The 25506-nt window shown below is 66.6% G+C and carries 9 protein-coding genes (1 of these 9 only partly in view); 6 read left to right on the top strand and 3 right to left on the bottom strand.

Translation table 11 applies throughout. The features are described 5' to 3' along the window. Positions 1-2: 2 nt before the first annotated feature. Genes ACIBK2_RS16535 through ACIBK2_RS16525 form a run of 3 tightly spaced genes read right to left on the bottom strand, consistent with a single transcriptional unit; the run spans position 3 to position 4693 of the window. Complete coding sequence (locus ACIBK2_RS16535; RefSeq protein ID WP_396968012.1) at positions 3-1184, bottom strand: hypothetical protein; 1182 nt, start codon at positions 1182-1184, stop codon at positions 3-5. Further along, positions 1181-4348, bottom strand: coding sequence for a hypothetical protein (locus tag ACIBK2_RS16530; RefSeq protein WP_396968010.1), 3168 nt, complete (start codon positions 4346-4348; stop codon positions 1181-1183). Before ACIBK2_RS16530 ends, ACIBK2_RS16535 begins: the two co-directional genes overlap by 4 nt. Before the next feature lie 6 nt (positions 4349-4354). Beyond that, a complete protein-coding gene (locus tag ACIBK2_RS16525; RefSeq protein WP_396968008.1) occupies positions 4355-4693 on the bottom strand; it encodes a hypothetical protein in 339 nt (112 codons plus the stop codon). A gap of 285 nt (positions 4694-4978) precedes the next feature. On the opposite strand from ACIBK2_RS16525, the gene ACIBK2_RS16520 reads away from it, so the two are divergent. The 6 genes from ACIBK2_RS16520 to ACIBK2_RS16495 form a co-directional block, all read left to right on the top strand. Next, positions 4979-6562 (top strand): MFS transporter, encoded by a 1584-nt coding sequence (locus tag ACIBK2_RS16520; RefSeq protein WP_396968006.1) that lies wholly within the window; start codon positions 4979-4981, stop codon positions 6560-6562. 439 nt (positions 6563-7001) lie between these two features. Beyond that, the gene (locus ACIBK2_RS16515) at positions 7002-7289 is read left to right on the top strand and encodes a hypothetical protein (RefSeq protein ID WP_396968004.1); all 288 of its coding nucleotides are present in this window, start codon (positions 7002-7004) and stop codon (positions 7287-7289) included. Positions 7290-7391: 102 nt separating this feature from the next. Further along, entirely contained in the window at positions 7392-8051 is a 660-nt protein-coding gene (locus ACIBK2_RS16510; protein ID WP_396968002.1) for a response regulator transcription factor, read from the top strand. Positions 8052-8060: 9 nt separating this feature from the next. After that, positions 8061-9476 (top strand): sensor histidine kinase, encoded by a 1416-nt coding sequence (locus ACIBK2_RS16505; protein WP_396968000.1) that lies wholly within the window; start codon positions 8061-8063, stop codon positions 9474-9476. A gap of 655 nt (positions 9477-10131) precedes the next feature. After that, positions 10132-11334: a hypothetical protein gene (locus tag ACIBK2_RS16500; protein WP_396967998.1), complete on the top strand. Its 1203-nt coding sequence runs from the start codon at positions 10132-10134 to the stop codon at positions 11332-11334. Continuing rightward, positions 11334-25506 carry the 5' end (the start) of a C2 family cysteine protease gene (locus ACIBK2_RS16495; protein ID WP_396967996.1) on the top strand. It continues 14543 nt past the right edge of the window, so 14173 of the gene's 28716 nt are visible here — the first part of the coding sequence; it begins with the start codon at positions 11334-11336; its stop codon lies off the right edge, out of view. Before ACIBK2_RS16500 ends, ACIBK2_RS16495 begins: the two co-directional genes overlap by 1 nt.

Here is a 25506-nt window from a genome sequence, read left to right as displayed (position 1 = left end):
GATCAACGAGTGAGACCGGCCAGAGCAAGCTGGGTGAAACCGGCGGCCGCGGCGGTGCTATCCGCGCCGCCGAAGGCCGCCCGTGCCGAATCGCGGGTGACCGCACCCGATTCGGCGGCCGCCACCAGGTCGGCGACCGCCGATCGGGACGTCGCGTCGCCGAGCACCGCGCAGACGATGCCGGTCACCGTTTCCGGTGTCCACATTCCCGGGATCGCCGCACCGATCCCGGCCGGTCCGGGGGACTGCCCGCGATACCAGCCGGTGCCGTCCCACCAATAGCAGAACGAAAGCAGGCCCGCGACGGCCCGGTGGTTCAGCACCGGGGCATCGACCCAATCCGGCAGGCCGCCATAGTATTCCGGCATCGGCGCACCGTCGTTGTAGGCGGCGTCGAGTTCCGGAGCGTCCCATAACCCGCCGGAGAGCACGGCGCGCCCGCCTGGCAGCAGGTGCAGCGTCGAGCCACTGCCGTCGGTGGATTCGAACGCGGCCGCGGAGCCGATAATTCGCGGGCCCCAATCGCTTTCGGCCGCTACCGCAGCAGCTGCCACGGTGGCCCACCGCGCCCAGACCAGGCGTGGCTCGAGGAATTCGACCGGTATCGCGGCCGTTTCGCTGTCGAGGTGGGCACGGGTCAGCAGTTCGGCGAGTCGTACCCGCCCGTCCTCGACAGCAAGGTAGGCCGCAAGCCACACCGGAAGGCGTTCGCGCGGAAAGCGTTCCAGATCGGCGCGGTAGGCGGCGGCCGGTTGCAGCAGACTCGGCGGGAACGGTAGGTCGCCGTAGCCGAATTCGGTGACCGTCGTGCCGCCGCGGTCCCGGCGAAGCTCGACCTGCCACCAAGCCCGATCCTCCAGCGCGACGGTTACCGTCCGCAGCAGCTGGATCAGCTCGGTGGCCGTCGCAGGTACCGCCACCGCTTCGGAATCGCCTGTCTCGGTGATGAATACGGCGTCGGCGTGGACCGCCGCGACCGTGGCCGAGCAGGTCAGATACAGCTGCCGCCATCGCGGTGGGCCAGCCGGTACCAGTAGCTCGGTGATGTCCGCGGCGAGTTCGTCGGCGTAGCGGCGGACCTCGCCGCGTTGATCGGGCGGCGCGACGGGTGCCGCCTCGGTGACCGCCGCGCCGTACTCGGTGGCCAACGAGAGGGCGAAATCCGGGCTTTCGTCGGTGCTCACGCCACTCCTGTCAGCCAGAATCCGGGGCCGGGCGGCGGCAGCAGCGCGCTGAACGGGTCCGGCATATCGTGATTCAGCGGGAGTTTACGGCCCTTGGGTTTGCCGCTGAAGTAGCCGCCGTCCGACAGCGTCCGTTCGATCTGCGTTCGATCGGTCTGGCCGTCCTTGGCGATCTGCGCCAGCTCGGCCTCGAGTTTGGCCTGGGTGATGCCGGTGGTCAGCAGTTGTTCTTCGCGCACGGCCCGCATTTCGGCGATGTTCCCGCGTTGTGCGGCGAACTGGTCCTGGAGTTCGGGCAGCCTGCCGAAACCGGCGAGTTGTCGTTGCGTCCGGCGGATATTCGCGTCGACGGCGTCGAGCCGTTGTTGTTCGGTCTCGACTCGGGTTCGGGTGGCGGCGGCCCGCTCGGCAAGCTGTTCCTGCCGGCCCTCCAGCTCGCGGATCCTGGCGCCGAGGGCGCGATGCTCCGCTCGACGCTCTGCCGCCGCGGACGAATCATGCTGTGCGGCACGAGCTTCGCTTTGCTTGTGCACACGTTCACGCGCGGCGAGGTCACGGTAGTCCTGCTCGGCCCGCGCCAACTCCCGGTTGTGCGCGGCCAGGTTCTCCTCGGCGGTCCGGTGCTCGCGCTGCGCCTGCTGGAGCTCGGCCTCGTTGACGTCGCGGCGCGCGGTGAGTCGATCGAGTTCGGCGCGATGTGTCTCGTGGGCTCTGGTCGCCGCGTCCAAGGCGTCCTCGGCGGCGCGGTCGGCCTTGTCCGTGGCGGCGACGGCCTTGTCCTGATCGCGCACCGGGTCGTCCAACTTGCCGTGCGCGCGGCTCTGCTCCTGTTTGGTCAGCTCGAGGTGGGTGGTGGCGCGAACGATGTTGTGCTGCTGCGTGTTCACGTCCGCTTCGGCCTGCGTGAACTCCTCGGTGGCCCGCGCTCGTGCCGGGCCGGTCACCGTGGGTTCGTCGAGTTGCGCGCGCCAGTGGTCGAGGCGAGTTTGTGCCGCGCTGAGATCAGCTTCGGCCGTGTCCTTCTCGCGCTGAAGTGTGTTGCGCCGGTCATTGAGGCCGGCCAGCCGAGAGTTCGCGTCATGCACTTCCTCGTGGGTTCGCTGCACCCGTTCGTCTGCGGCGGCCAGCGAGCGGCTTCGCTGTTCGAGGGCGCTGAGCTTCCGGTCGAGGTCGGTGATGGTCCGGTCGGCCGACCGGGTGCTGAGCCGCGGTGGCTGGGGTCCGGGGGTGTCGGCGGGGTGGTCGACGCGATCCGTCGAATGGGTAGCGGAGGCGTAGTCGTGGTAGCTCTCGGTTTCGATGATTTCCAGGACCGGTCGTGACCGGTCGGGTGTCTGGTTGTTGGTGTGGGGTGCGTTGGGCGGGAGTTCGCCGACTACTGAATGCGTGGCGGAGGCATCGTCGTGGTACGTCACCGTTTCGGTGATGTCCACAGCGGCGGTGGACCGGTGGGTTGTGTGGTCGATGGATGCGTCGATCGGCCCGGCGGCCTCGACCGTCGGGTGACCGACACCGGTGACCTGGGGTTCCGGCTCTCCCGCCAGCATTCGCTGGATCCGCGCGCGCTCCTCGACCGCGTGATGCTGTGCTTCCCCCAGCCGCTGCGTCGCATGGACGATGGGGTCGCCGGCCTGATCGGGCGAGGCATCGGCCCGCCCGGCTCGGGCCACGCCGCGGGCACGGACGAGTTCGAGTTCGCGGGCCTTCACCTCGCGCTGCGCGGTAGTGAGATCGTTCAGAGCTTTGCGCTGCTCGGCCTGAAAGGCGTTGCGGTGCTGGCGCGGATCGAATTCCGGCGCATCGGCGCGGCCGCCGGAGCGTGCTTCGCGGTCCGCGACGCGGGCAGCGTGGTAGCCGGGGACATCGCGCTGCCGGATCTCTTGCAGCAGTTCGTCATAGGATTTGACGCGCCCGCCGGTGCTGCCGCTGCCCACCGAACGCAGCGAGGGCGGTCGCGCCTGCTCGGTCCACTCCGTCATCGGGATGTGCTCGGTGGATCCGGCGCGCCCGATCGGGCCGTGCTCGGCTTCGGGTCTCGCGTGGAACTGTTGCGGCGCATCGCCGAGCATCCCGATGTAGCCGCGCTGCGCGCCCATCAGCGAGTTCGCGGAGACCGCGCCGATCAGCGCCATTCTCGGGTCGAAGGTTCCGGTGAACAGCTCGCCGATGCCCGCGCCGACGAGGGTGGCGACGACGGTCGGGACGGTACCCGACAGCAGCCCGAGTCCGGCGCCCCAGACGCCTGCGGTGGGGTCCTTGCCCAGTCGGGTCAGCAGCTTGCCGCCGTACTTCTCGACATTGGTGGCCACCAAAGCCCCGGCGTACCAGGCGCCGATCGACGCGGTGATCGACAGGGCGACTTCCTTGCCGTCGATGCCGTCGCGATGCCCCTTGGCGATCTGGATCTCCTGAATCAGCAGGTCGCCACCGCCGGCCCAGATGACGTTGTTGACCGCCTTCTCGATCATGAATTTGGTTACCGCGGCGGGCATCCGGCCGACCGCGAGTGCGGTGGCGTCCGTGAACCCCCAATCGAGCGCCGCCCGGGTCAATCCCGGTGCGGCTCGCCCCGCGAAACTCGTCACCGGTTTGGCCACCAGCCCGGCGATCTTTCCCGGACCGTCGGACACCTTCGGCAGATACCGCAGGACTTTGACCAAGAATTCACCGATACCCGGGATTTCCGCGATGAGGTCGAGGGCGCGGTTGGTTACCCGATAGACCGCGGCCCGAGTGGCGCCGATCGCCGCGGCCTCGACGGCAGGGGCGGTCGGTGGCCACAACCAAGCGCCGATGATCTGCGCGGCCAGCATGCTGATCGCCACGATGATCATCAGCTTGGTCTCTTCGAGCGTGGTCGCCGCGTGCCGGGTAGAGGTGCCGACCTGCTGAAAGTCCTTGGCCAGCTGGTCTATCGAGCTGTCGCCGGAGATCAGTTTCCGCAGTTCCAGGCTGATGGCGTCATGGCCCTGCCCGGCCTGATAGCCGAGCAGCGCGCGGTTGTGCACCTCGCCGAGCGCGGGAATCAGCTGTTTTTCCATCGCGTCGGCGGCGTTCAGCCAGGCCTGGGCCATGGCGAACATCTTGTCCTCGTCGCCCTCCGGCCATTCCGAGCCGACCACATAGGTCAGCCAGGCCAGGTCCGAGGGCCAATGTAGCGACATGCGCGGCTAGCGGAAGTTGTCGACGTTGCCCGACTCTCCGTTCGACGTGCTGTTCGCCGCGGTGGTCAATCCGGTGCCGAAGTCCCGCAGCGTGTTCAGCATGTCGTTGCCGCCTTGCAGCAGGTTGGACCTGGAGGCGCGGTAGCCGTTGGTGCCCTCGGCGAACTGCTTGCCGAACGAATCGTCGCCCCAGGTCTCCGCTCCGGCGCCGCCGACCGCGTCGGTGAGCTCCCGCATGATCGTGTGGAACGAGACGGGGCCGCCCCCGGAGCCGGAGCTCAGGTCGAGCAGTTCCTGTCCGGCGGCCCGCACATCACTCGGGTTGATGATGATGCTCTCCGTCATGGTGGTGCCTCCGGCTCTGTCCCGCAGCATCATTCGATCGAACGACATGCCGCACTCGGTATCCCCACTGGATCTATCACAGGACGGCGGTATCTGCCGGTGGATCGGACCGACGCCGATCGAGTGTTAATTTCCGAACTGCCCCGCCTCGCGCCGATTGGCGGGAGGGTGTCCAATAAACGACACTGCGGTGACCGCGATTGGACAGCGGACTCGTTTCACGGCTCGGCAGAGGTGAGAGAAGACCATGGGACAACCCACTCGGCCCCCGCTGCGGCGGGCCGGATGAGCACACAGACGCTGCCCGCGCGGCTCGGCCGACGGCACCGTGCGGCGGTGCTGCTGGTGATGTGCGGCCTCGCCTTTCTGCTCAGCTTCGATACCGCCATCCACGCCATCGCGGTGCCAACCCTGTTGCAGCAGTTGGGGGATCGGCCGGTGCTGCAGACGTCGCAGTGGATTCCCAAGGTTTTCGTGGTGGTGGCGGTCGCGCTGCTCATCGTCGGCGGCGTGCTCGCGGACCGGTTCGGCGCCAAGCGTGTGCTGATCGTCGGCCTGCTGACCTACCTCGCCGGTGCCTTGGCGAATTACCCACTGGCGATGACATCGGTGCCGCTGATCGGGTTGCGCGCGGTCATGGGCGTCGGCTCCGCGCTGATGGTCCCGGCCGCCATGTCGATCGTCGGTGCGGTCAGTGACACCGACGCCGGGCGGGTGAAGGCGTTCACGGTGTGGCTCGGTTGCTTCGCCGCGGGGGTGACGATCGTGCAACTCGTCAGCGGCCTGGTTCTCGATAATCTCTGGTGGCCGCGGATCGTCGCGGTACTCGGGCTCATCGCGGTGACCTCATTGTTCGGCGTCGTGACGGTGGTGCCCGCCATGCCACCGGATCCGCCGCGCCCGGTGGACTGGTCCGCGACGACGGTGGTCGTGCTCGGCGTCGGGCTGGTGACGTTCGCCCTGATCCAAGGGCCGGAGTGGGGATGGGCGAACCCCTCGATCGCGGTGCCGCTGGCCGCTGGCATCCTGCCACCGGCGATCCTCGCGATAGTCCGGCGTCGCGGCAACGAGCCGTTGCAGGACTACCTTTTTCGCTCGGATCCGCGGATTCGCCGGGCGGTGATCGCGATGGCCGCGGTGTTCCTGGCGGTGTTCGGGATCGTGTTCCTGGTCATCCAATATCTCCAGGCGGTACGCGGCTACTCGCCGATCGTCGCGGGTTGGCTGTCGTTCCTGCCGACGGTGGCCGCGATGGTGATCGGCGCGAAGCTGGGGCCGATGCTGCGGCGCCAACTCGGGCCGGCCGCCGCGCTGATCGTCGGATTGGCGGTCGTCTTGGACGGCCTCGCCATCGGCCTGACCGCCGACGCGACCGGAGATCTGCCCCCGATCGTGGCCATGGTGACGCTGGCGAGCGCGGGTTTCGCCGTCGTCATCAGCGTCGGAATGGACACGGTGATCGGCGCGCCGCCCTCATCGAGTCGCGGCATCAGTTGCGCGGCGCGAATGACCTTCGCACAGCTCAGCGGACTGCTGGGGCTCGCGATCGTGAGCAGCCTGGTGGACAGCGGTTACCACGAGCATCTGCGGGTTCCGGCCGCGGTGCCGATACAGCAGGGCGGCACCGTCGTCAGCCGTGACTCGCTGGGTAAGGCGGTGGCGGTGGCCGCCTCGACGGTCGACCAGTCCGCCGCACCGCTGGCCGCCGCCGTGCAGCACGCATTCCTGGCCGGTTATCGGCACGGGTTGCTCGCCATCATCGGCGTCATCGTCGCCACGATGGTCACGATCGTCGTGAAGTCCACCGCTTCGAAGCGGCGGCGTGGACAAGGGCCCATTGCTCGTGTGGTAAATGCGGAAAATATTTGAATCTACTTGCCCGTCGGAATAATAGTGCACGATGAATAAGTTGTCCGAGTCGGTGGACACGAGCCTGCCGGAGCCGGCCTGAATTCTTCGTGCACGTTGCAGCTGCTGCAAGGGGTCGTGTTTCGAATCTGGACGGTAACAGAAAACCGCTGTACCTGGTAGTTTGTTAAATAAATATCAATATGCAAAGTTTTTCTAAAGATCAATGGGAAATTATTGGGAATATCAACATACGTCAAGCTGATGCAAATATTTCAATTGAAAGTTGACGGCTCCTGAAATGTGCATAATCATCACGTAAGGCACCCCGTAATGAGCTGATCCAGCCATTCGACACGGCGTGTCAGTGCTACTGAAAGGCTGAGGTTGCATGCAGGACTTCGAGGGCGGCACACGCGTCAGCCGCCGCACGGCACGTCCGGGTACCGGGAGCAGATCGATGCCTGCCCGGACGTCGGCCGAGGAGACGCTGATGCGATCGCGCGCCGAACGGGCGCAGTGCGAACAGGCGCGGGTGTTCCAGGCCATGCTCATCACCGAGGCGGAGCAGTTACAGGATGAGTTGCGGGAGTTGCACGCCGAGCTGCGTGAGGTCTATCGCCATCTGAGCACCATGCGCCGCCGATTCCCGACGCTGCCGCCGGTCCCGCGAACGGTTGGCTACCCTCCGGTGGCCGTGTCGTCGGTGCAGTCCGCCGGTCCGCGCCGAGGTTCCGCCACCGCGTGACGATCGGCTCGGCGTGCTCGCTCGGCAGATCGCGCCCGGTCAACGGTCACTTCCACGGTCCGCTACCATTCAGGCTGCCTGAGGTCGACGGATCGGACAGACGTGCGTGTGGTGCTTGTGGAGGATGACCAAGGTGTGGTCGCGGCCGTTGTCGACGGACTACGCGCCCACGGATTCCAGTCCGTCGATCATCTGTCCTATGGACTCGATCTACTGACCTCGCACTCCGGTTATGACGCGGTAATCCTGGATCTCGGTCTGCCGGATGTCAACGGGTACTTGGTTCTTCGTCAGTTACGTAAGGTCAGCTCCGTCCCGGTGATGGTGCTCACCGCCGAGGGCGACGAGCTCGCGGTGGTGTCGTGCCTGCGGGCCGGCGCGGACGACTACATGGTCAAACCGCCGCGGGTCGGCGAGCTGGCGGCCCGCCTCGAAGCGATCGTGCGGCGCTGGCAGGCCACCGACTACTGCCCGGCTGTCGTGGTCACCGGTGACGTCACCGTCGACCTGGTGGCGCGCACCGTCGAGGTGGCGGGCCAGCCGGTGTCGCTGACCGTGAAGGAATTCGCCGTGGCGCGAATGTTGGTCACGCAGGCGGGCATTGCGGTCGGTCGCGAAAAGATCATGGACGAGATCTGGGGCGAGAAGACCCCCGCCATCTCGCGTTCACTCGATGTCCATATGGGCGCGCTGCGGGGCAAGTTGAACAGGCCGGGCCTGATCAGCACGATCCACGGTTTCGGCTACCGCTGGGCTCGGTGAGATCGCTCGATGCGCGTCCGTTTGCTGACGGCGTTCACCCTGCTCGCGGCGATCTGCATGACCTGTCTTGCCATCGGGATCGGCTTCCAGATCACGTGCAGCCGTACGCGGGGACTGCTCATCGATCGGATCCATGACGCCGAACGGTTCGTGGCGCTGTCGGCGGATACGCCGTCGAATCTTCGCGACGAAGCGCAGCGCTATCACGACCGAACCGGCAACAATGTCCTGGTGATCGGGGCGGACGGCACCGCCCTGTGCAATATCGGGGTGGACCGCCACGATCCGGCGATCGTCGAGATCGCCGGCCGGGCACAGCATTTCGTGCCCGAGGCGCCGCCGCCGTGGCTGTATCCGTGGAGCACCCAACCGCTGCTCGTCGCGGAACCGATCGGAACGCCGCCGCAGGCGCAAGGCGTCGTCGTGATCGTGGTGTCCACCTTCGCGACTCGCACGGAAGTCGGCGACGCCTGGATCCAACTCGGCTGCGTCACCGCGACCGGAGTGCTCTTGGTCGGCGGCCTCGCGCTGGTGATGTCCGGCTGGATTCTGCGACCGGTGTCCGAGCTGCTGCGCAATGTCGACGCGCTGACCTCGACAATGCCGGTGCGCAGCGCCGAGCCGCGCGGGCACGGGCCCAAGGACGAGGGCCCGCCGGAGATCGTGGAATTGGCGGTCGGGGTCCGGGCCTTGACCCAGGCGGTGGCCGAATTGGCCGCCGCCGAGCGGCGACTCGTGGCCGACACCGCGCATTCCATGCGCAATCCCCTCACCGCGCTGGCGGTCAGACTCCAAGCGCTGCAGCCCATGATGGCCGCGGACCGGGCGGCTTCGGCCTTCGTCAGTGTCGTCGGCGAGGTGGACCGGCTGACCGGGTTGCTGGACGGGCTGCTCGCCTCGGCGGTAGCCGAAGCCGAGCCAGGACGCGCCGGGAAGACGGTCGCCGCGGCCGGCTGCGACGCGGTGCGGGTGGCCGGCGAGCGGGTCGAGGCGTGGCACGACGCAGTCACCGAGGCCGGTCTGACCTTGACCATGCGACCACTGGTCGCCGTCGCGGAATCGGTAGTGCCGCACCAGGTTCTGACGCAGATCCTCGACGTCGCGTTGAGCAACGCGGCGCGCTACGCCGGGCGCGGCGCGGCGGCGACGGTCATCGTGAACCATGAATGCGAGTCGGTGGTGATCTCGGTGCAGGACACCGGAATCGGTGTGGCGCCGGACGAGATCGACCTGATCACCACCCGATTCTTTCGCGGCGCGCGGGCCGCCGCGGGAGGTTCCGGGCTCGGCCTGCCGATCGCCGCGACCCTGGCCGCTCAGCACGGCGGCTTGTTCTTCGTAGAGGCCGTCGAGCCGCACGGTCTGGCGGTGACGGTGAGTTTTCCCGCCGCGTCCGGCCCCGCAGAATCAGCCCGCCTTCGCTGATCCGCGCAACCTTACGGCCCGGTGAACTGCTTACGGGCGGGTGAACTCTGTATCTCCAGCCACGTCAAGCCGTGCCGATGGCGCAACGATGGCTCGGTGGCAGCGGGGCCTACCGGCAGTGCGGCAGCTGACGAGGCCGACGGGCGGTGCGCTCGGCGGGAGATGAGAAGGAACCGTGACGACACCCACGCCTGACACCAACGGTCATTCGCACGACCCTCGTCATCCCGAACACGGTGGGCACGGGCGTCATCCGCATCCGCACAAGGGTCATCCGCATGGTGGGACTGGGCCACATGGTGGGACCGGGCCGCATGGTGGGACTGGACCACATGATCCTGGTCATCATGGTCCTTCGGGGGCGACTGGGCCGCATGGTCCGGGTCATGGTGCTACGGGCGCGGATGGGTCGACCGGATCCGGTGATGACTCGGGTGGCGGTAAGCCGAATGCCGGCGACTCGGGTGGGGACAAGCCGAAAGGTGACGACTCCGGCGGTGGCGAGCCGAATGGCGGCGACTCTGGCGGCGGCAAGCCGAGCGGTGACGGCGGCGGCAACCCGAGTGGTGGTAACCCGGGTGGCGGTAAGCCGAGCGGTGGCAACCCGGGTGGCGGCAATACCGGCGGTGGCAACTCGAGCGGCGGCGGGAAAGCCGTGCAGGTCAATCCGACGGAACTGATCGCCAAGGGCAAGAAGCTGGCGGATCTGCCTAGTGCGGCGAATGGCCTGTTCGACATTCTCAAGAAATTGAACAACAGCATCCAGTCGTTGGGGACCCCGTGGGGTGATGACGAACTCGGAAAGCAATTCTCGGAGGGTGCGTCGGGTTATCTGGCGGCAGTGGATTCGCTGGTGGGTAATGCCACCCCCGGTCCGGATGCAAAGGGTGCGATTCCGGTCTACGGCCAGATACTGGTCAATTACGGCAAGACGATCGAGGAAGCGGGCAAAGCGTTCTCCCTCGGTGAGGATCTCTACGCCCAGTGGATGCTCGGCAACTATGTCAACGAAAACGCGAAGGGCAATCCGGGCCCGTACAGAGGACCGCTCAGTTCCGATCCGAACTTCGGCAAGAAAGACGACAAGAACAATCAGGCGCCGCCTCCCGGCAATCAATATCAGGGTCCAGGTGGCGGTGGCCAGGGTCCGGGCGGATCGTCGCAGGGCGGCCCGAACGCCGGCGGTCCCAATTCGGCTGGTCCGAATGCCGGTGGCCCGAGTGCGGGCGGTCCGAATGCCGGTGGTCCGAATGCCGGTGGATTGAATCCGAAGGGACCGAACACCGACGACACCGATGGTCAGAGCGCCCCGCCGCCGTCGAATTACGCACTGTCCGGTTCGCCGTCGTCCCGCACGCCGGATTCCGGCATCGACACTTCCGACGGCCCGCTCGACTCGACTACCGCCTCGGGGTCGCCCCTGACCGGCATGTCCCTCCCGCCCGGTGCGCTCGGACTGAACGCATCCGGGCCTGCCATCGATCCGGTCACCGGTTTGCCGGTGGACAAGACGGGTGCGCCGATCGCGAGCAGCAAGGTCGGTGGCGGCGAAGGGGCCGGTGGTAATGCCGCCGGTAGCCCGCGGGCACCGCTGCCGGGGTCCGCGTTCGATGGTGAGAAATTGGCGTCGAAGAACGTCGGTGCGGGCATACCGACCCGAGCTGGCATGCCCGGCAGCGGAATGACTCCCGGCATGCCGAGCACGCCTGGTAGCGGCGCCGCGGGTGGCGGCGCTGCCGAGGGGAAGAAGAAGGGGCGCGGTGAGCGTCGCAAGCCGCCGACCTCGGACGAAGTCGAGGATGAGTCGGGGGCGGATGATCCGTGGCAGCGGTCCGGCTGGCCGGGCGGTGGTCGGTGATGTCTGTTCCCGATGCGATCGCGCAGTCCGACATCACACTGCCGTCCGACTTGCACTGGTTGAGTTGGGTCGCCGGTGGCGCGTGGCCCGAGGGCAGCGAGAACGGCATGTTCGCGCTGGCCGACGCGTGGTCGGAGGCTTCGGGTGATTTGACGGGGCTGGTCGACGAAATCAAAGAGGCGGTCACCGACGTCTTGCACGCGTATGCGTCGGCGGATGCCGATAACGCGGCGATGGTGCAGACGCTGAAGGATTTGACCAAGGAGTCGGACAACTCTTCTCTGCAGTCGATCGCGGGATCGTTGAAGCAGCTGGCGGGTTCGTGCGACAAGGTCGGTTGCGCGATCCAGGAAAACAAGATCATGATCATCCTCGGCTTGATTCAATTGCTGGCCGAGATTCTGTACGCGTTGTTTTGGCCGCCGACGGCCGGGCCGACGATCGCGGCGGAGATCGCCTGGACCAAGCTGGTTTTCCAGTGGCTGAAAAAAATGCTGTACGAAATCGTGGTCGCCGCTTTGCGCGCCGCGGGGCTGCAAGCTATCCAGGATATCCTGATCCAATTGGGCCAGATGGCCGCGCACCACCGCGAGAGTTTCGATGTCAAGGAATTGGGACAGTTCGCGCTCGGCGGCGCGTTGGGTGGCGCATTCGGTCACCTGTTCGGCAAATTGGGCGGGGATCTGACCCGTCTCCTCGGCGGCAAAATGGGGTTCGGCCAGAAGTTCGAGCACATTGCGGCCGGCCTCGTGCAGGGCGGGGCCGGTGGTGTCGGCGGCATGATCGGTGGTGGTCTCGCCAACCAGATCGCCAACGGTGGCCCTTTCGTGCTCGACCCGAGAATGCTCGGCGCCGGTGCCGCAGGCGCGTTCACCGGTGGCGCCCGGGGTTGGCGTAATTCGAGTGTCAAGGTTCATATCGACAATCTGCCGATGTCGAGCCTCAAAGACCGGCCGGGTGGTCCGCCCGTTGGTGCGGTGGGTAAAGACCTCGGGAACCCAGAACAGAATCCGAAATCGCCGCAGAACAGCCCGGCCTCCTCGGTCAAGGCCGGTGATCCGAGCCGGGCCAACGATTCGGGCAGTACCAGCGGGTCGAGCCGCGCGAACGATTCGGGTAGTACGAACGGGTCGAGTCGCGCGAACGATTCGGGCAGTACGAACGGGTCGAGTCGCGCGAACGACTCGAGCAATACCAACGAATCGAACCGCGGCAACGGATCGGTCCATAGCGACGATTCGGTCCGCACCGATGGGTCACCTACCCGGAATGAAGCGTCGAACCATAGTGCGGGATCACCGCGCACCGCTTCGGAGGGCGACCTCGGACAGTCGAATCGCAATGGCGCGACTCCACATTCGGGCCAGTCCGATGGGACGACGACAACACAGTCGCCTAAGTCGGGTCTCGGACGCGGCGACGGCGCACCACCACCGGCGGGCCAGAATCCCCGTGCGGCCGGGGCGGGGGCCGGGCCGACGTCGAGGCCCGTCACGGACTCGGTGTCGCGGCCGTCCGACGCCAGCACATCCGGTGGGTCGCGTGCGCTCGGGACGGATCCGAAGGGCACCGGCGGCGGCCGCGTCCCCGACAACGTTCATGCGGAGAATCAGTCGACCGCGGCCACCGCCCGGGACAAGGCACCGGGCGCGGACAACAAGTCGGTGGTGGTGTCCGAGTCCCCGGTAGCGGAGAAATCGACCGCGAGTTCGGCACGCAGCGACGCGTCCTCGCGGAAGGACGCGGATAACGCATCGCAGCACAGTTCGGCGAACGCGAAACCGCATACCGATGGCGCCGGCGAGAAGCCGCCGACACCGGATACGAAGGTGAAGGGCGGTGATTCCCATGATGGGAAGACTGCCGACACCGCGAAGTCGTGGACCGAACCCCGGTGGCGCCGGATCGACGCGAGCCTGTTGGGGCCGGTGTGGCCGGGGACCGGTGCGTTCCTGAAGGAACTGCTGCCACTGCAGCAGACGTGGGCATTGCTCAAGGGATTCAAGACTCCGCATGAGCCTCGTGAGCCGTACCGGGCGCCCGAGGGCAGCGATCTACCGTTGCGTCCCCACTTCGGCCAGGAGAACGGAAAGGTCAAACCGCTTTCGCGGAATACGAATTGGCTGACCGCGGACGAGCGGCCCGAGCATCTGTACCAGGTCGACTCGGCGGGGAATTGGTCCAAGGTCTCGGGCCGAGCCGACGACACCGCGTCGGTGTCGAGTAAGCCGGGGTCCGACGATGCCGCGTCGGTGTCGAGCAAGTCCACGTCGGTGTCGCATAAGTCCGACGACGCGGCGAAGGACGCGGGTAAGCCGGAGTCGAGTAAGTCCGAGGCAGGCAGCGGTAAGGCTCCGTCGGGTAAGACCGTCGTCGGGGAAGGGGGCGGAACCCCGGAGATCCCGCTGCCGCGGACGGGGCCGCTGTTGAAGCGGTGGGCGAATCAGACCGCGCCGGTCATGCGGACGGTCGTCGGTGACCACGAAGGCAACTGGTACATCAGCGATTTGCCGCACGAGTCGTTTCACAACGCCGGGGTGTACGTGGCGTTCAAGGCCGCGTTCGAGGACGGGCGGATGACGGCCATCTTCGACGACGCCGGCGCCTATCAGCCGGCCCCGGCGCGAGTCCGGGACGCATTGAAAGACCTGTACGCCGGACTCGACCACTATGACCAGCACGGGCGGAAATACACCGAGGAGCAGCGGGAAGGGTGGCCGCCGGCGGCCGACCGGAACGACCCGGCGCCGAAGGACGGGAAGAACACCGACGACGCGACGAAGACCGACGAGACCGACAAGAAGCCCGGCAAGGACCGCGACGATACCGACACCATTCAGCACGATGACGAGAAAGTACCGGCGGCTCCTAAGGAATGGGAGTCGATCCCAGGCCTCGACGACCCCAGACTGTTCGCCAAGGACGACTACGGAAAAGCCAGGGTAGAGGATGCCGCCCTGGTCGTACTCGGCGACGAGAAGCACGCGTACTACGTTTGGCGGAGCGAGAACGTTCGGCCGGGTTCCGGCGACGAGCGGACCACCGGCTGGCGGCGGGCCGACGACGGAACAGATCTGTCGTCCGGTGACGTGGCGAAAATCTTCGCCGATCCGAGCATGACTCGAATTCGGGTGCCCGGCGACGCGAAGGTGGAGTTGCCCGCGCACGGCACGCGCCCACCGGGTGATGCGGAGGCGGCCGGGGCGGGTCATTCGGGATCGAAGGACGTACCACCGCCGAACGAGCCGGAAAGTTGGCGGGCGCAGGATGATTCGTCGATCGGGGCGAAGCATGGCGACCTTGCGGAGGCCGAGGGGACGGGGCAAGGGGAGCATCAGCCGGAGGGGATCTACGAGGCCGAGGCGAAGCACCTGCTCGAGCTGTACGCGGCCGGAGACTGGAAGAATCTGACGGAGCGGCAGCTGGCCGAAACCCTGCGGGGCAGTCGCCATTTCGACGCGGGCGATACCCGGTACGCGGATGATCCGTTCCGGCCCGAGTCGGTAGCCAAGTATCGGGATTCGGTGCTCGCCGCGATCGAGGTGGTGCGGCGGGGGACCGTCGACGAGGTCCCCGGCGGCAAGGTCTTGCGGCATACCCAGGTGCAGGGCGCATTGGCCATGCGGCACGGTCCCATCAATATGGATGCCGGCGAGGGTAAGACACTGGTGTTCCTGGCGGATGCGTTGTTGCGGGCGGCGTCCGGTGAGCCGGTGCAGGTGTTGACCACCATGGACCATTTGGTGGAGACCGCCGAAAACCTGTATCGGAAGGTCCTGAAGTTTCCGGAGGTGACGTCTTCGGAATCTTCGGAATCGGTGAGCCCCTACGGTTTCAAGGTTCATCGGATGGACCCGGACAAGCCTTACGCGAAGGTGGAAGATGGTGCGCCGACGATCTATCTCGGGACCGTAGACCAGGCGGTCTTCGCGAATTTGCGCGGCTTCGAGGCGCCGGTCCACAAGGTCGTCGTCGATGAGATCGACATGCTCATCCATGGTGAACAGAACTGGACTATTTCGAACGGTGCGGCCGATCTGGCGTCCGATGAGGTGAAGGTCCAGGTCGAGTACGCGCACAATTTCCTGAAGACCCAGGTGGAATCGAAGGTGCTCAGCGAGGCCGATTTCGGTCGGCAGGCCGGGCAGGCCGGCGGCGGCACGAAGCTGACCGAGGCGGGAGCGCTCAAGGTCAGGGAGCTGCTGACCGATCACGCCGCCGACGCGGGCCGGGTGCTGTCGGACGCCGAACTCGATGCCACGGTGGCGCGGGTGACCATGGCGGCCTCGGCACGGTGGGAGTTCGTCAAGGGCGACCACTACATCGTGCGTGACGGCAAGGCTCTTATTCTCGAGCAGACCGCGCACAAGCTGATGCACAACGCGGCCACGTCGACCGAAAGTCGGTGGAACAGCGGTCTGGCGCAGGCCGTCGAGGCCTTGCACGGGCTGAACATTCGGCAGGACACCACGAGCTCGACGAGTAAAACCGCGGACGAATTCTTCAACACCAAGCACGGGCACGTCGGCGAGCTGTCCGGTGCGTCGGGTACGGCGAAGGGGGTGTCACTGGAGCTACAGCTGATGGGCATGTCGGAGGTCGTGGTGGTGCCGCGGCTCGCGAAGTTGGCATTGCTCACGCATAACGCCGAGATGTCGCTGACGCAGTCGGAAAAGCACGCGAAGATCGCTGCCGCCATCGTCGACACCCATAACGACGGCGCCGGTCCGCCGCAATTGGTGATCGCGAACCGCAACAGCGAGGTCGCGGTGCTGTCGGGTTTGCTGAAAAGCCAGAATATCGAGCATATCGCCATCGACGCGGACTGGTTCTACGACAACGGTATCCACGCGGAGGCGCGGCTGCTCGATATTTTCGCCGAGGCCGGTCGAACGGGCAAGGTGCTGGTCATCAACCGACAGGGTGCGCGTGGTGTCGACATCCCGGTCGAGGACAGGGTCAACAGCGAAATGGGTGGCTTGCAGGTAGCCATCACCAGTAAGTCGCAGCTGCGCGATATCGATATCCAGGCCGAGAATCGGACCGCGCGTAATGGTAAGCCGGGTAGCGTTACCTATTACGAGGCCATCGACGACGAACTGTATGCCCACGCGCCGTCGTCGCACGGCGTGACCATCACCCTCTTCCAGGAGGCCGAGACCCGCTACCGGGCCGCGGCGCAGGAATTTCAACTCGCCGAAACCGCGCGTCAGACGGCCGAGGCCGACCATCGCGCCGCCGAAACCGCATTCCAGGCCGCCGATTCCAGCGCCCGCGCCGACGCTCAGGTCACTCTCGACCGGACCGAGTCCGCGCGTAATGACGCCGAGGCGGCGCGTAATGTCGCGCTGGACATTCGTGACGCCGCGGCGGCGGAGCGTCAGGTCGCCGCCGACGCGGTGCTGCGGTTGGCGCCGGTTCTGCAGGCGCACAACGCCGTACAGCGCATGGCCGCGCACGGTGTGGTGCTGCCCGACACCAGCGGGCCGATGAACAGCCCAGTGCCGCAGCCGATGTCGCAGCCGGTGGGTACGCCACAACCGGTATCCGAGCAACAACCATCGAACGACGATGTCCAGCAGCCGATTCCGGACGGTCCGGCGATGCGGGTGGACGAACATGGCACGTCGTTCCACTATTTCGTCGAAGGCCAACGCGGTGTGGTCGATGTGGTGGGCCGGGTGCTGCCGTCCGGTGAGTACACCGAAACCCGCTACTTCGACGATGGCCGCGTGGTGACCGAGTCGAGCCGAGCGGTGACCACTACCGACATGCACGGGAACACGGTGACCACCAATCACGGTGGCACGATCCGGACCGCGGTTCTCGACGGCTTACTGACCACGCGCCACAGCGGTCCGCAGCTGATCCAGCAGATCGCGACAGACGCCGACGGCACCCACGTCTGGGTTCGGCCGCTCGGTGCGTCCGACCTTGCGTCGCAGGCCGATCTCATCATCGAGACGGAAGGTGCGCAACACCGCGTCGTCGGCCTCGATGGTGCGGAACGGGTGATCACCGTGGACAAGAACGGCGCGGTGGTCGCCGCCGATACCCGGGGTGCGTTGCTGGCTCATCTGGCACCGCTTTCCCATGCCGGTCGGCTGGTGAACAGCGGTGTGCAGCAATCGATTCCGGGCTGGGACGGACTCGCGGGCTACCCCGAGTTCTTGCAACGTCTCGCGCAACGGTGGTATCTGGCCGCCGGTCTGCGCACCCGGCTGGTCAACGGCCCCGGTGACGGAAACTGTGCGTTCCGCGCGGTGCTGCGATCCGAATATCCGGGCCCCTGGGAAGTCGACGTGCCCGGCCTGCTGGGTTTGGATGCGGAGGCTGCCCGCGATCGGGCGGCCGCCGCCGACTATATCGCCGACCATCCGGCCGAATTTCTCCGCTGGTTCGGTGTGGACGAGCCCCTTTCGCGCGCGGATCGGGAGCGGCTCCCGGTACTCGCGCACGCGGCAGCCGACACCATTCGTACGTTGGATTCGTGGTCCGACAACTACCACGACATGGTTATGCATGCCCTCGCGCTGGTAAAACAGCGGCGCATCATCGTACTTGCCGACGGTCAGCAACATACCTTTCCGCCCGACGGCTCACTCGACCATACCGAGCCGATATACGTCGCGTTCGTGCCCGCCGATCGCCGCTCGACCACGAACAACCATTATCTGGGAGTTCAGCGCACCCCCGAGTACATCGAGCCCGCGCTGATGGATCAGATACGCACACCCGAACAGTTGATGGCCCCATTTTCATGGCAAGACGAAGAGGTAATCCCGGTAACTCGGAATTGGGCACAGCGAGTTCAGCCGGACGGCGGTCTATATACCAATGACCGCAGGCTTATCAAGCCGTACCCGGACGGCTTCCTAGCACACGACCCGAGGATTTTCGGGTCTCGGCAGGAATTCGTATTCGCGGAGAAGGCGAAGCGGCATCGCTGGGTGTCGGGAGCGGGCGGTGTCGAAGGATATGTTTCCGAGGAGGCATTGGCTCGGGTCGGCTATTCTTTCGTCACAGAGTCCCGCGGGGGAGTCGAATACACGGGCTATAGGTTCACCGGCAGCGCATCCGTGACGGTGCCCGGCCGTGCGGGCCCCGTCGAATTCGCCGTAGGCGAACGAGTTTTCGTCGAGCCGCGCGTCCACCTGATCGGTGAGTTGCTGGTGCATCGGGAGCACCACAAGTCGGTGTGGGTCGACCCATTCGCCGCCGCCGAATTGGGCGTGTTGAGCCCGCGTCGGCTCGATGGACCCCTGTGGCGGCGATCCGGCCCGGCGATCGGCGACGTGCCACCGGCGGCCGCGGCGGAGCTTCGAACCATTATCGGTGATGACCTGACCCGGGTTACCGGCATGCTGCGGATAAACCGCGGCGACCGGGCCGCTGGTCACGCGGAAGCGTCGGCGACCGCGGCCGAACTATTCGACGAGCACGGTGTCGAACGTCGGGGATTCAGTAGCGTCGAGGTCCTCGTCGATGGCCAATGGGCGTCGGTGGATTGCCTCACCCTGTTGCCCTACAGCAGTGGACTGCCGATCTGGCCCCACATGATCATCGAGGCGCACCGGGCGGTCCGGGCGCGCGCTGGAATGTCGGTCGAGGCGCCGCGAAATGTGCTGGCGCAGCACGAGTCAGCCGACGTGATGCTCGGTGCCGCGTCATACTCCGATACCGAGGTGGCCGAGGACGCCGTGCCGTGGACTTGGCAGGGGGATACCGAGGTATCGGGAAGCGCCGAGTTGTCGGAATCCATGCGCGCGGCGGCGGTCGCGCGGGCGACCGGACGCGAGCAGATCGACCGGCGCATCGCGGCTCTTGCCGATGAGCTGAACCGGCCGGTGGACGAGGTGCGTCAGCAACTCGAGTCCGAGTTGGCGGTCGCGTTCGCCGGGCAGGATATCGCCCTGCGGACCACCGAGGCCGCCCTCGCGGACGTGCTGGATTCGGGCCGATTCACGACGCTGTTCGAGCACGGTTCGATCGATGGCGACTCCGATCTGCGAGATCTTGCCGAGGATGAAGCGCGGATGTTCGATATCCCGCTGACCGGCGTGCGACCCGAGGATCGGCCGATCTACGGCTATCTGCGGGTAGGCGGTGACCGTCCCGCCGCCGACGACTATCTCGCGCAATTCGACGAGAATGTGCAGGTAGTTCTGAAAACCGCGACGCGGACACGGGCCACCGCATGCGTGGGCGATGGCATCGAAGACCCGACGAACACCTTCCCGTCGTCGCTGGAACAGCCGCGCGCGGAGTCGTTCGGCCTGTTCTCGCCGGACGATGCGCAGCGTGCCGTGTATCGGGGGACCAACCGCGATCTGTCCGGACCGGAATTCCGGCGTGGCGGAACAGTTCAGGTGCAGATTCACGGTGGTGTCGGACTTGCCGACATCGACCATGTGGTGTTCCCGGATAACCCGGGACCGGATCTGGTGTCCGCCCTGCGTGACGTCGGCATTCCATGGAAGGTGTTCCGGGCCGACGCGACCAGCCCGGAGATTCCGGCCGACCACGCCGCCTTCTTCGCCGCGCTGACCGAACCCGTCGAGAGCGCGTACTCGGTCGTGGTGCCCGCGCCGGATGTCGAGGTCCGCTCGGCGGGGAACAGGTTTGTCGCGCCGGCGGACCGGGCCCTGCGCATCATGTCGGCCTCGGCGGCCGGGCTCCCGCTCCAGGTCACCGGATTCCGTGACACCGCAGCGGTATTCGCGCGACGGGAGGCGCTCGTCGCCAGCGGTTATGTGCTGCGGCGGTCGAACGGTACCTACCAGCGGATCGATCGGAAAACACGGGCCACCTTGGGCGACAACGTCGTTCAGGCGGTGCCGGTGCTCGACACCGGTGGCACGCAGCGGTACGTGGTTCGTGGCGTCGAATACTTGGTCCGTCCGGTGCCCGAGAATCCGGGTCTGCTCGAGGTCGAGTACGACTCGGTGTCCTGGCAGGTGGCCCGCGCCGACGCGGAGCGGGCTGGTCTGGCGCACCCGGGCGAGCTCTACGCACGCTGGATGGAGTCGTCGCGGATCGACGGGCCCGAGTGGGGTGAGATGGGCGAGACCCATCATCTGGCGGGAGCCGCGGCTGCGCTCAGTGATGTTGGCACCGTGGACAGTTCGGATCCGGGGGAGGCCACCGGTTCGCTCGAGGCATGGCGATGGTTGATTGACAATCCCGGGCGCGAGTTGTTGCTCGGAGACGCGTTGCAACACCGGTTCACCGCTGTGGCGCAGGCGGACCGGATCCTGGTCCGGACCGAGGCCGATCATTGGATCGGGCTGGACATTGCGCAATGGGGGCAGCTGATTGCTCGACATGGCTTGTCCACGTTCAAGTTCCAGGGCGAGCACGGAGTCGAAGACGATCGCGGCGCGGCGACCGTGGCAGTACCGTCGAGCCCCGAAATCGACCTCCGGGCGGCCGAGATCATCATCGGCGCCGACGGGCGGTGGTACGGCGCCGACGGTGCGCCGGTCGAAACCGGCCGGGCCGACGATGTCACGGTGCCGAGGTCGTTGCCGCCGACAGCGATCGCCTCGGCCGCGCACGACGACATGGTCGCGTCGGATCCGCTGCTCGATTTCCTGGCCCCGGCCGGAACACGAGCCGCCAGGGTGGAGCGAACATGGCCGATTCCGCACCGATTGCGGTTGGGCCCAGCCGAAGTCACGGACGTGGCCGGGCAGCGGATCCGCGCCTTCGCCGACCGGGTGCTGCGGGTGCTCCGTTCCCCGGCACCCGGGCTCTTCGAGGTGCTGGGAGCGGAGGGCATCACCGGCGTGGTGAGCGCGGCAGCGTTGACGGCGGCCGAGTTCAGGTACTGGGACCGAGCGATGAACGGCTATCAGCCGATCGACGCGGCCGCGGACATCCCCGCCGAGTTCATCCGGGTTCGCCGGATGCCGATGGCCGCGCAGGAGCCGCTCGATCTGATCGACGGCGAGCGTTACGACGTCGTGCTGGACGCCTCCGGGGAGGTACGCGTTCACCACGGTGACGACGTTCGGTTCGCGAGCCCGGAGCACGCCGCTGCCGCGGGATTACACCTGCCGTCGCGCATGGCGGGGCCGCCGTGGTCCGGCGCACCGAAGCCGGAGGACGTTCCGGACGACCTCGGCGATCCCGAATTGGTTGCGGCACTGCGCAACCTGGTGATTCGGGAGCCGGCCGCGGTGACCGGCATGATCCGGAACATCGTCGACGGACGACCCTGGTACGACGCCGAACAGTACTTCGTATTGCTGGTCGACGACGAAGGCCCCGCCTGGTTCGAGGTCGACCGCCGGAGCTATCCGGGACCGGACGGTCACCCGACGATCGGCGCGAATCAGCCGATTTGGCCCTTCCTGATCAAGCGCGCCTACGACACCGCTCGCTATCCCTTTATGCGGGGCGACGAAATCGTGGCCGCGGCACAGCTCGGCCGCATCGAAGCCTGGCGTCGGTCCGTCGATTTCGGGGAAATCAGCCCATCGCTCGAAGCGGCGATATCCGAGGAGACGTCCAGTGATTCGGCGGCTGATCGGCCGTTGATGAACGCTGGTTCGGGTGCGTCGGATGGTCGTGAGGTGCGGGAGTTGTTGGCGGGGATGCGTCCGCCGGTGGCGGGTGCGCTGTGGGAGTCGCAGCCGGGGGTGGGGAACAATTGTCTGTGGCATGCGTTGGCGCGTGTCCTTGATATCGGTGTCGATGATGGTGGGGCGCATCGGGATTTCCGTGATGGTGTGGTGCGGGCGATGCTCGCGGCTCCGGAGAAATATATCGGCGGGTTCATGGGTGCGGAACCGTCGATGGATGTGCGTGTTGCCGCGTTTGTCGGGCAGTTGAACAGATTGTTGGTTGTCGGCGAGGCGGATCGCCCCGCGGTTGATAATTTGCTTCCCGCTGCGGATCGGTTGTTGCCGGTGGCGGCGGAGGCTTGGGCGTTGAATCTGGACGTTTATTTCGAGAATGGATCTGTTGAGCATTTTCCTTTCGGTGGGCCGGGGCAGCAGGCGTTCGCGGTGTTCCGTGCGGGTGTTGGTGATGATGATGGGCACTACTGGGTTGCGGTTGGTAAGGATGGGGAGGTCGCTGGTTATCGGCCTCGGTTGCGGGTTTCCGAGGTGGTGGGTTCGGGACATCCGGCGTTGCGCGGCGGCGCGGATAACGGGCACGGAGAGCCGATCGCCCCTACTTTCGCATTGCCCGATCAGCTCACTCCACCACATTTCCCGAAGACATTGACGACACCCGGCTCATCGGTGGATTCCGCCGCAAGAGCCAGTGTGGTGGCGCAGTGGTGGCGCGACTCCGGTCGGCAGTGGTGGCACGACCTCCGATTCGAGAGTCTCGCACCGGAAGCGCAATATCAGCTGACGACGAAATTCCACCGGCTGCGTAAGGTCGACGGTATCCCCGCCGAGGTTCGCGATACGTTGAATCGCAGTTATCTCCGAGCCGAACTGACCAGGCTCGAGGCGGCCCAGGCGGGCGGTCGAACGCTGAACTCCCGTGAGCTGCAGCGGCTCTCCGTCGTGCGACAGCTGACCAGAGAGCTACGCACCGCCGCGGACGAGGCCCGGTTGGTCGCGGATTTGTCCGCGATCGCGGTGCCACCGGTCTATCTGTTGAAATTCGAGCCGGGTGCGTTCGACGGGCGCGGTTCGACGGTGCTGAGTTTCGGGAATGCCGATACCGCGGGTTCGGTGGCCTGGCACGTGCCCTCGGCCGAGCTGTCGCCGTCGTCCCTGCGAAGCGGCCTGGTCAGCGGCATGGATCTGTATGCCGCGGCCAAGCAGGAGGACCTGGACGCGGCAACGGCGGCCGTGGTGTGGCTGGACTACGACGTCTCGAGCGAATCGGGGACGCTGACGAAGGCGACCCGCTGGCTGCCCTCGCCACGGCGCTCGGGCGCGCACCGGTTGCGTGATGCGTTGCGCGCGTTCGACGCCGCGCACGATCGGGCCGCGGCCGGCGGGCGGGTCCGCCGGGTCGGGGTGTTCGACGCTATGTGGCACACGGAGTCCGAGATCAACAGGCTCGACCGCCCGCGTAGGCATCGCCTGGACCAGCCGCTGAATCAGCAGCTGGCGCAGCCGCGCGCCTCGGTGCTGATAACCAAGGACGGGATCGAGTTCCCTTCCCAGGAGCCGAGATCCAAGGGCAAGCGGATAACGCTGCCGCGCGGCGTGACCGTCGCGATCCGCCCGCACGAGTCGAAGCCCGACCACGTGTGGGTGCGCGATCTCGCCGACCGGAACACCGAAACGGGCTGGCACGCAGTGGGATCCGCGCGTCTCGGTGCGGTGCTGCCGACCCTCGAGCGGGTCGACGGCGACTTGTTCGGCCTCGATGGCATCCCCCGCGTCGAGGATGTGACATGGGCCGATGCGGTCGACGGCGCCGGAACCCATTACCTGCACGCCGATCTGCTCTCCTTGGCCGGCGAGCGGCCGGGGTGGATCCGCCGGCTGGTGCGCGAGCGTTCGGACGGCAATTTCGAGGTGCGGTTCACCGAGCCGGATGGCGGTGTGGTGCGGGTCGCGGTGGACCGGCAGTTCTATGCCTATGCCGGTGCGATGGCGTATGGAGCGCATATACCGGGCCAGCCGTTGTGGCCCGCGGTCATCGAAAAGGCTTGGGCGATATATCGCGGCGAGAATATCGGTGCCGACAGTGAACGCGGCACCAACGCGGGTGAGCCCGAGCCCGTCGGCGCTGTCGCCGCGCTGCGGCCTGCGGGGTTGTGGAATCCATCGGGACGACTCCTGCCGACCCGTGGCGGCGGAGACCGCAATTTCGCGCACCCCATGAAGATGGGCCGCGACGTTTGGCATCGCTGGCTGGCTGACCAGGCCGCCGTGGACGCGTTGGCGAATTGCGCGAACGCCTGGCAGGTTCGGATGCGGCTGTCGAACGATCGCAGGTTCTGGGAGGACGCGCGCGCCGCCTTTGCCGGTGCGCGCGACCCCGGCGCGGCCGTCGCGCAGTTCCAGCGGTGGCTCGAGGCCGGAAACATCGAGGACAACGGGCGTTTCGCCACCATGCTGTGGCAGGCGTTCGGCGAACGGTACCGCGATCTCAGCCAACCGCTGCGGCGGCTGCGGGTCCGCCTGATCGAGTTGAATTGGGGTGCGTCGCGCACCGTTTCCGAGGTCATCGAAGCCATTGAGGCGGCTAACTCCGATCCCCATCCCCAGCCGTACTTCGCCGAATGGCTGCGGCGCCACGACGTGGCCACGGCCCACGGCTTCAAGATGTTCCTGCGGCAGCGGTTGGGCGAGACTCGATTCAACGAACTCGCGGACTCGTTGCGCCCGATGTTCGATGCCATGTCCCAGTGGGAATCCGATCAACCGGCGCAGGATTCCCCGCACACCCGATGGGTTGGCAGGCACATCGGGGACCTGTGGGAGCGCAGCGCAAGGTTGATCGTAGGAACCCGCCCGACCTGGGTGACGAGCCCATCGGATACCGGATTGCTCGGCGACTACGGGTACGAAGTGTCGGAGGTGACGGTCGACGGGACTACCCGCGAGGTGACCGCCGTGCACCTGATCGATCCGCGCGGCCGCACCGTCGAAGTGCCGCAGCGATATTTCAACCAATTCGTCGTTTTCTCGGCGGATGGGCACGGCACTCGGCGGATGCGCGTTGCTCAGGTCGAGGTCACACCGTCCACCCGTGAGCAGCCGTCCGAGGCGTCGGGTTCCATTGGTACAACTGGCCTTTCGGCACTGCCGACCGCGCACCTGTCCGGCGAGCAGATTTTCGTTCGACTATCCGATGACCGGCGCGAGCGTTACCGGATAGTCGTCGGGCCGGGCGGGCTGTTGTATCGAAACGGTGGTCTTTTCGACACCACCTGGGGCGCGCCGATGGGGTCGGGCAACCCGGACCTGAATTCGGCGGGGCAGTGGCACCAAAACCCGGGCAATCGGCGCGCCTTGCTGGTTATGGACCAGTCCGGCAACATGTTCGCGATTCCGGAGAGTGCCCAACGAGCTGGTTCGCGCATAACGCATGCGTCCCTCCTGCATGGTGGCCCGGCGGTCGCCGCGGCGGAGATCGAGGTGTATCAGGGCGCGTTGCGGATCATCTCGGACCGGGGTGGGGAATATGGGCTCGGGCCAGGATTCAATGACGGCGCTCTTGCCCATCTGCTGACCGCCGGACTGGCGC

The sequence above is a fragment of the Nocardia sp. NPDC050175 genome, assembly GCF_044459885.1.
GTDB lineage: Bacteria > Actinomycetota > Actinomycetes > Mycobacteriales > Mycobacteriaceae > Nocardia.
This window is presented reverse-complemented; position numbering and strand designations above follow the sequence as displayed.

Excerpts from the sequence above, each read along its gene's own strand:
- ACIBK2_RS16530 (WP_396968010.1), bottom strand. The coding sequence starts at position 4,348 with ATGTCGCTACATTGGCCCTCGGACCTGGCCTGGCTGACCTATGTGGTC.
- ACIBK2_RS16525 (WP_396968008.1), bottom strand. The coding sequence starts at position 4,693 with ATGACGGAGAGCATCATCATCAACCCGAGTGATGTGCGGGCCGCCGGA.
- ACIBK2_RS16520 (WP_396968006.1), top strand. The coding sequence starts at position 4,979 with ATGAGCACACAGACGCTGCCCGCGCGGCTCGGCCGACGGCACCGTGCG.
- ACIBK2_RS16515 (WP_396968004.1), top strand. The coding sequence starts at position 7,002 with ATGCCTGCCCGGACGTCGGCCGAGGAGACGCTGATGCGATCGCGCGCC.
- ACIBK2_RS16505 (WP_396968000.1), top strand. The coding sequence starts at position 8,061 with ATGCGCGTCCGTTTGCTGACGGCGTTCACCCTGCTCGCGGCGATCTGC.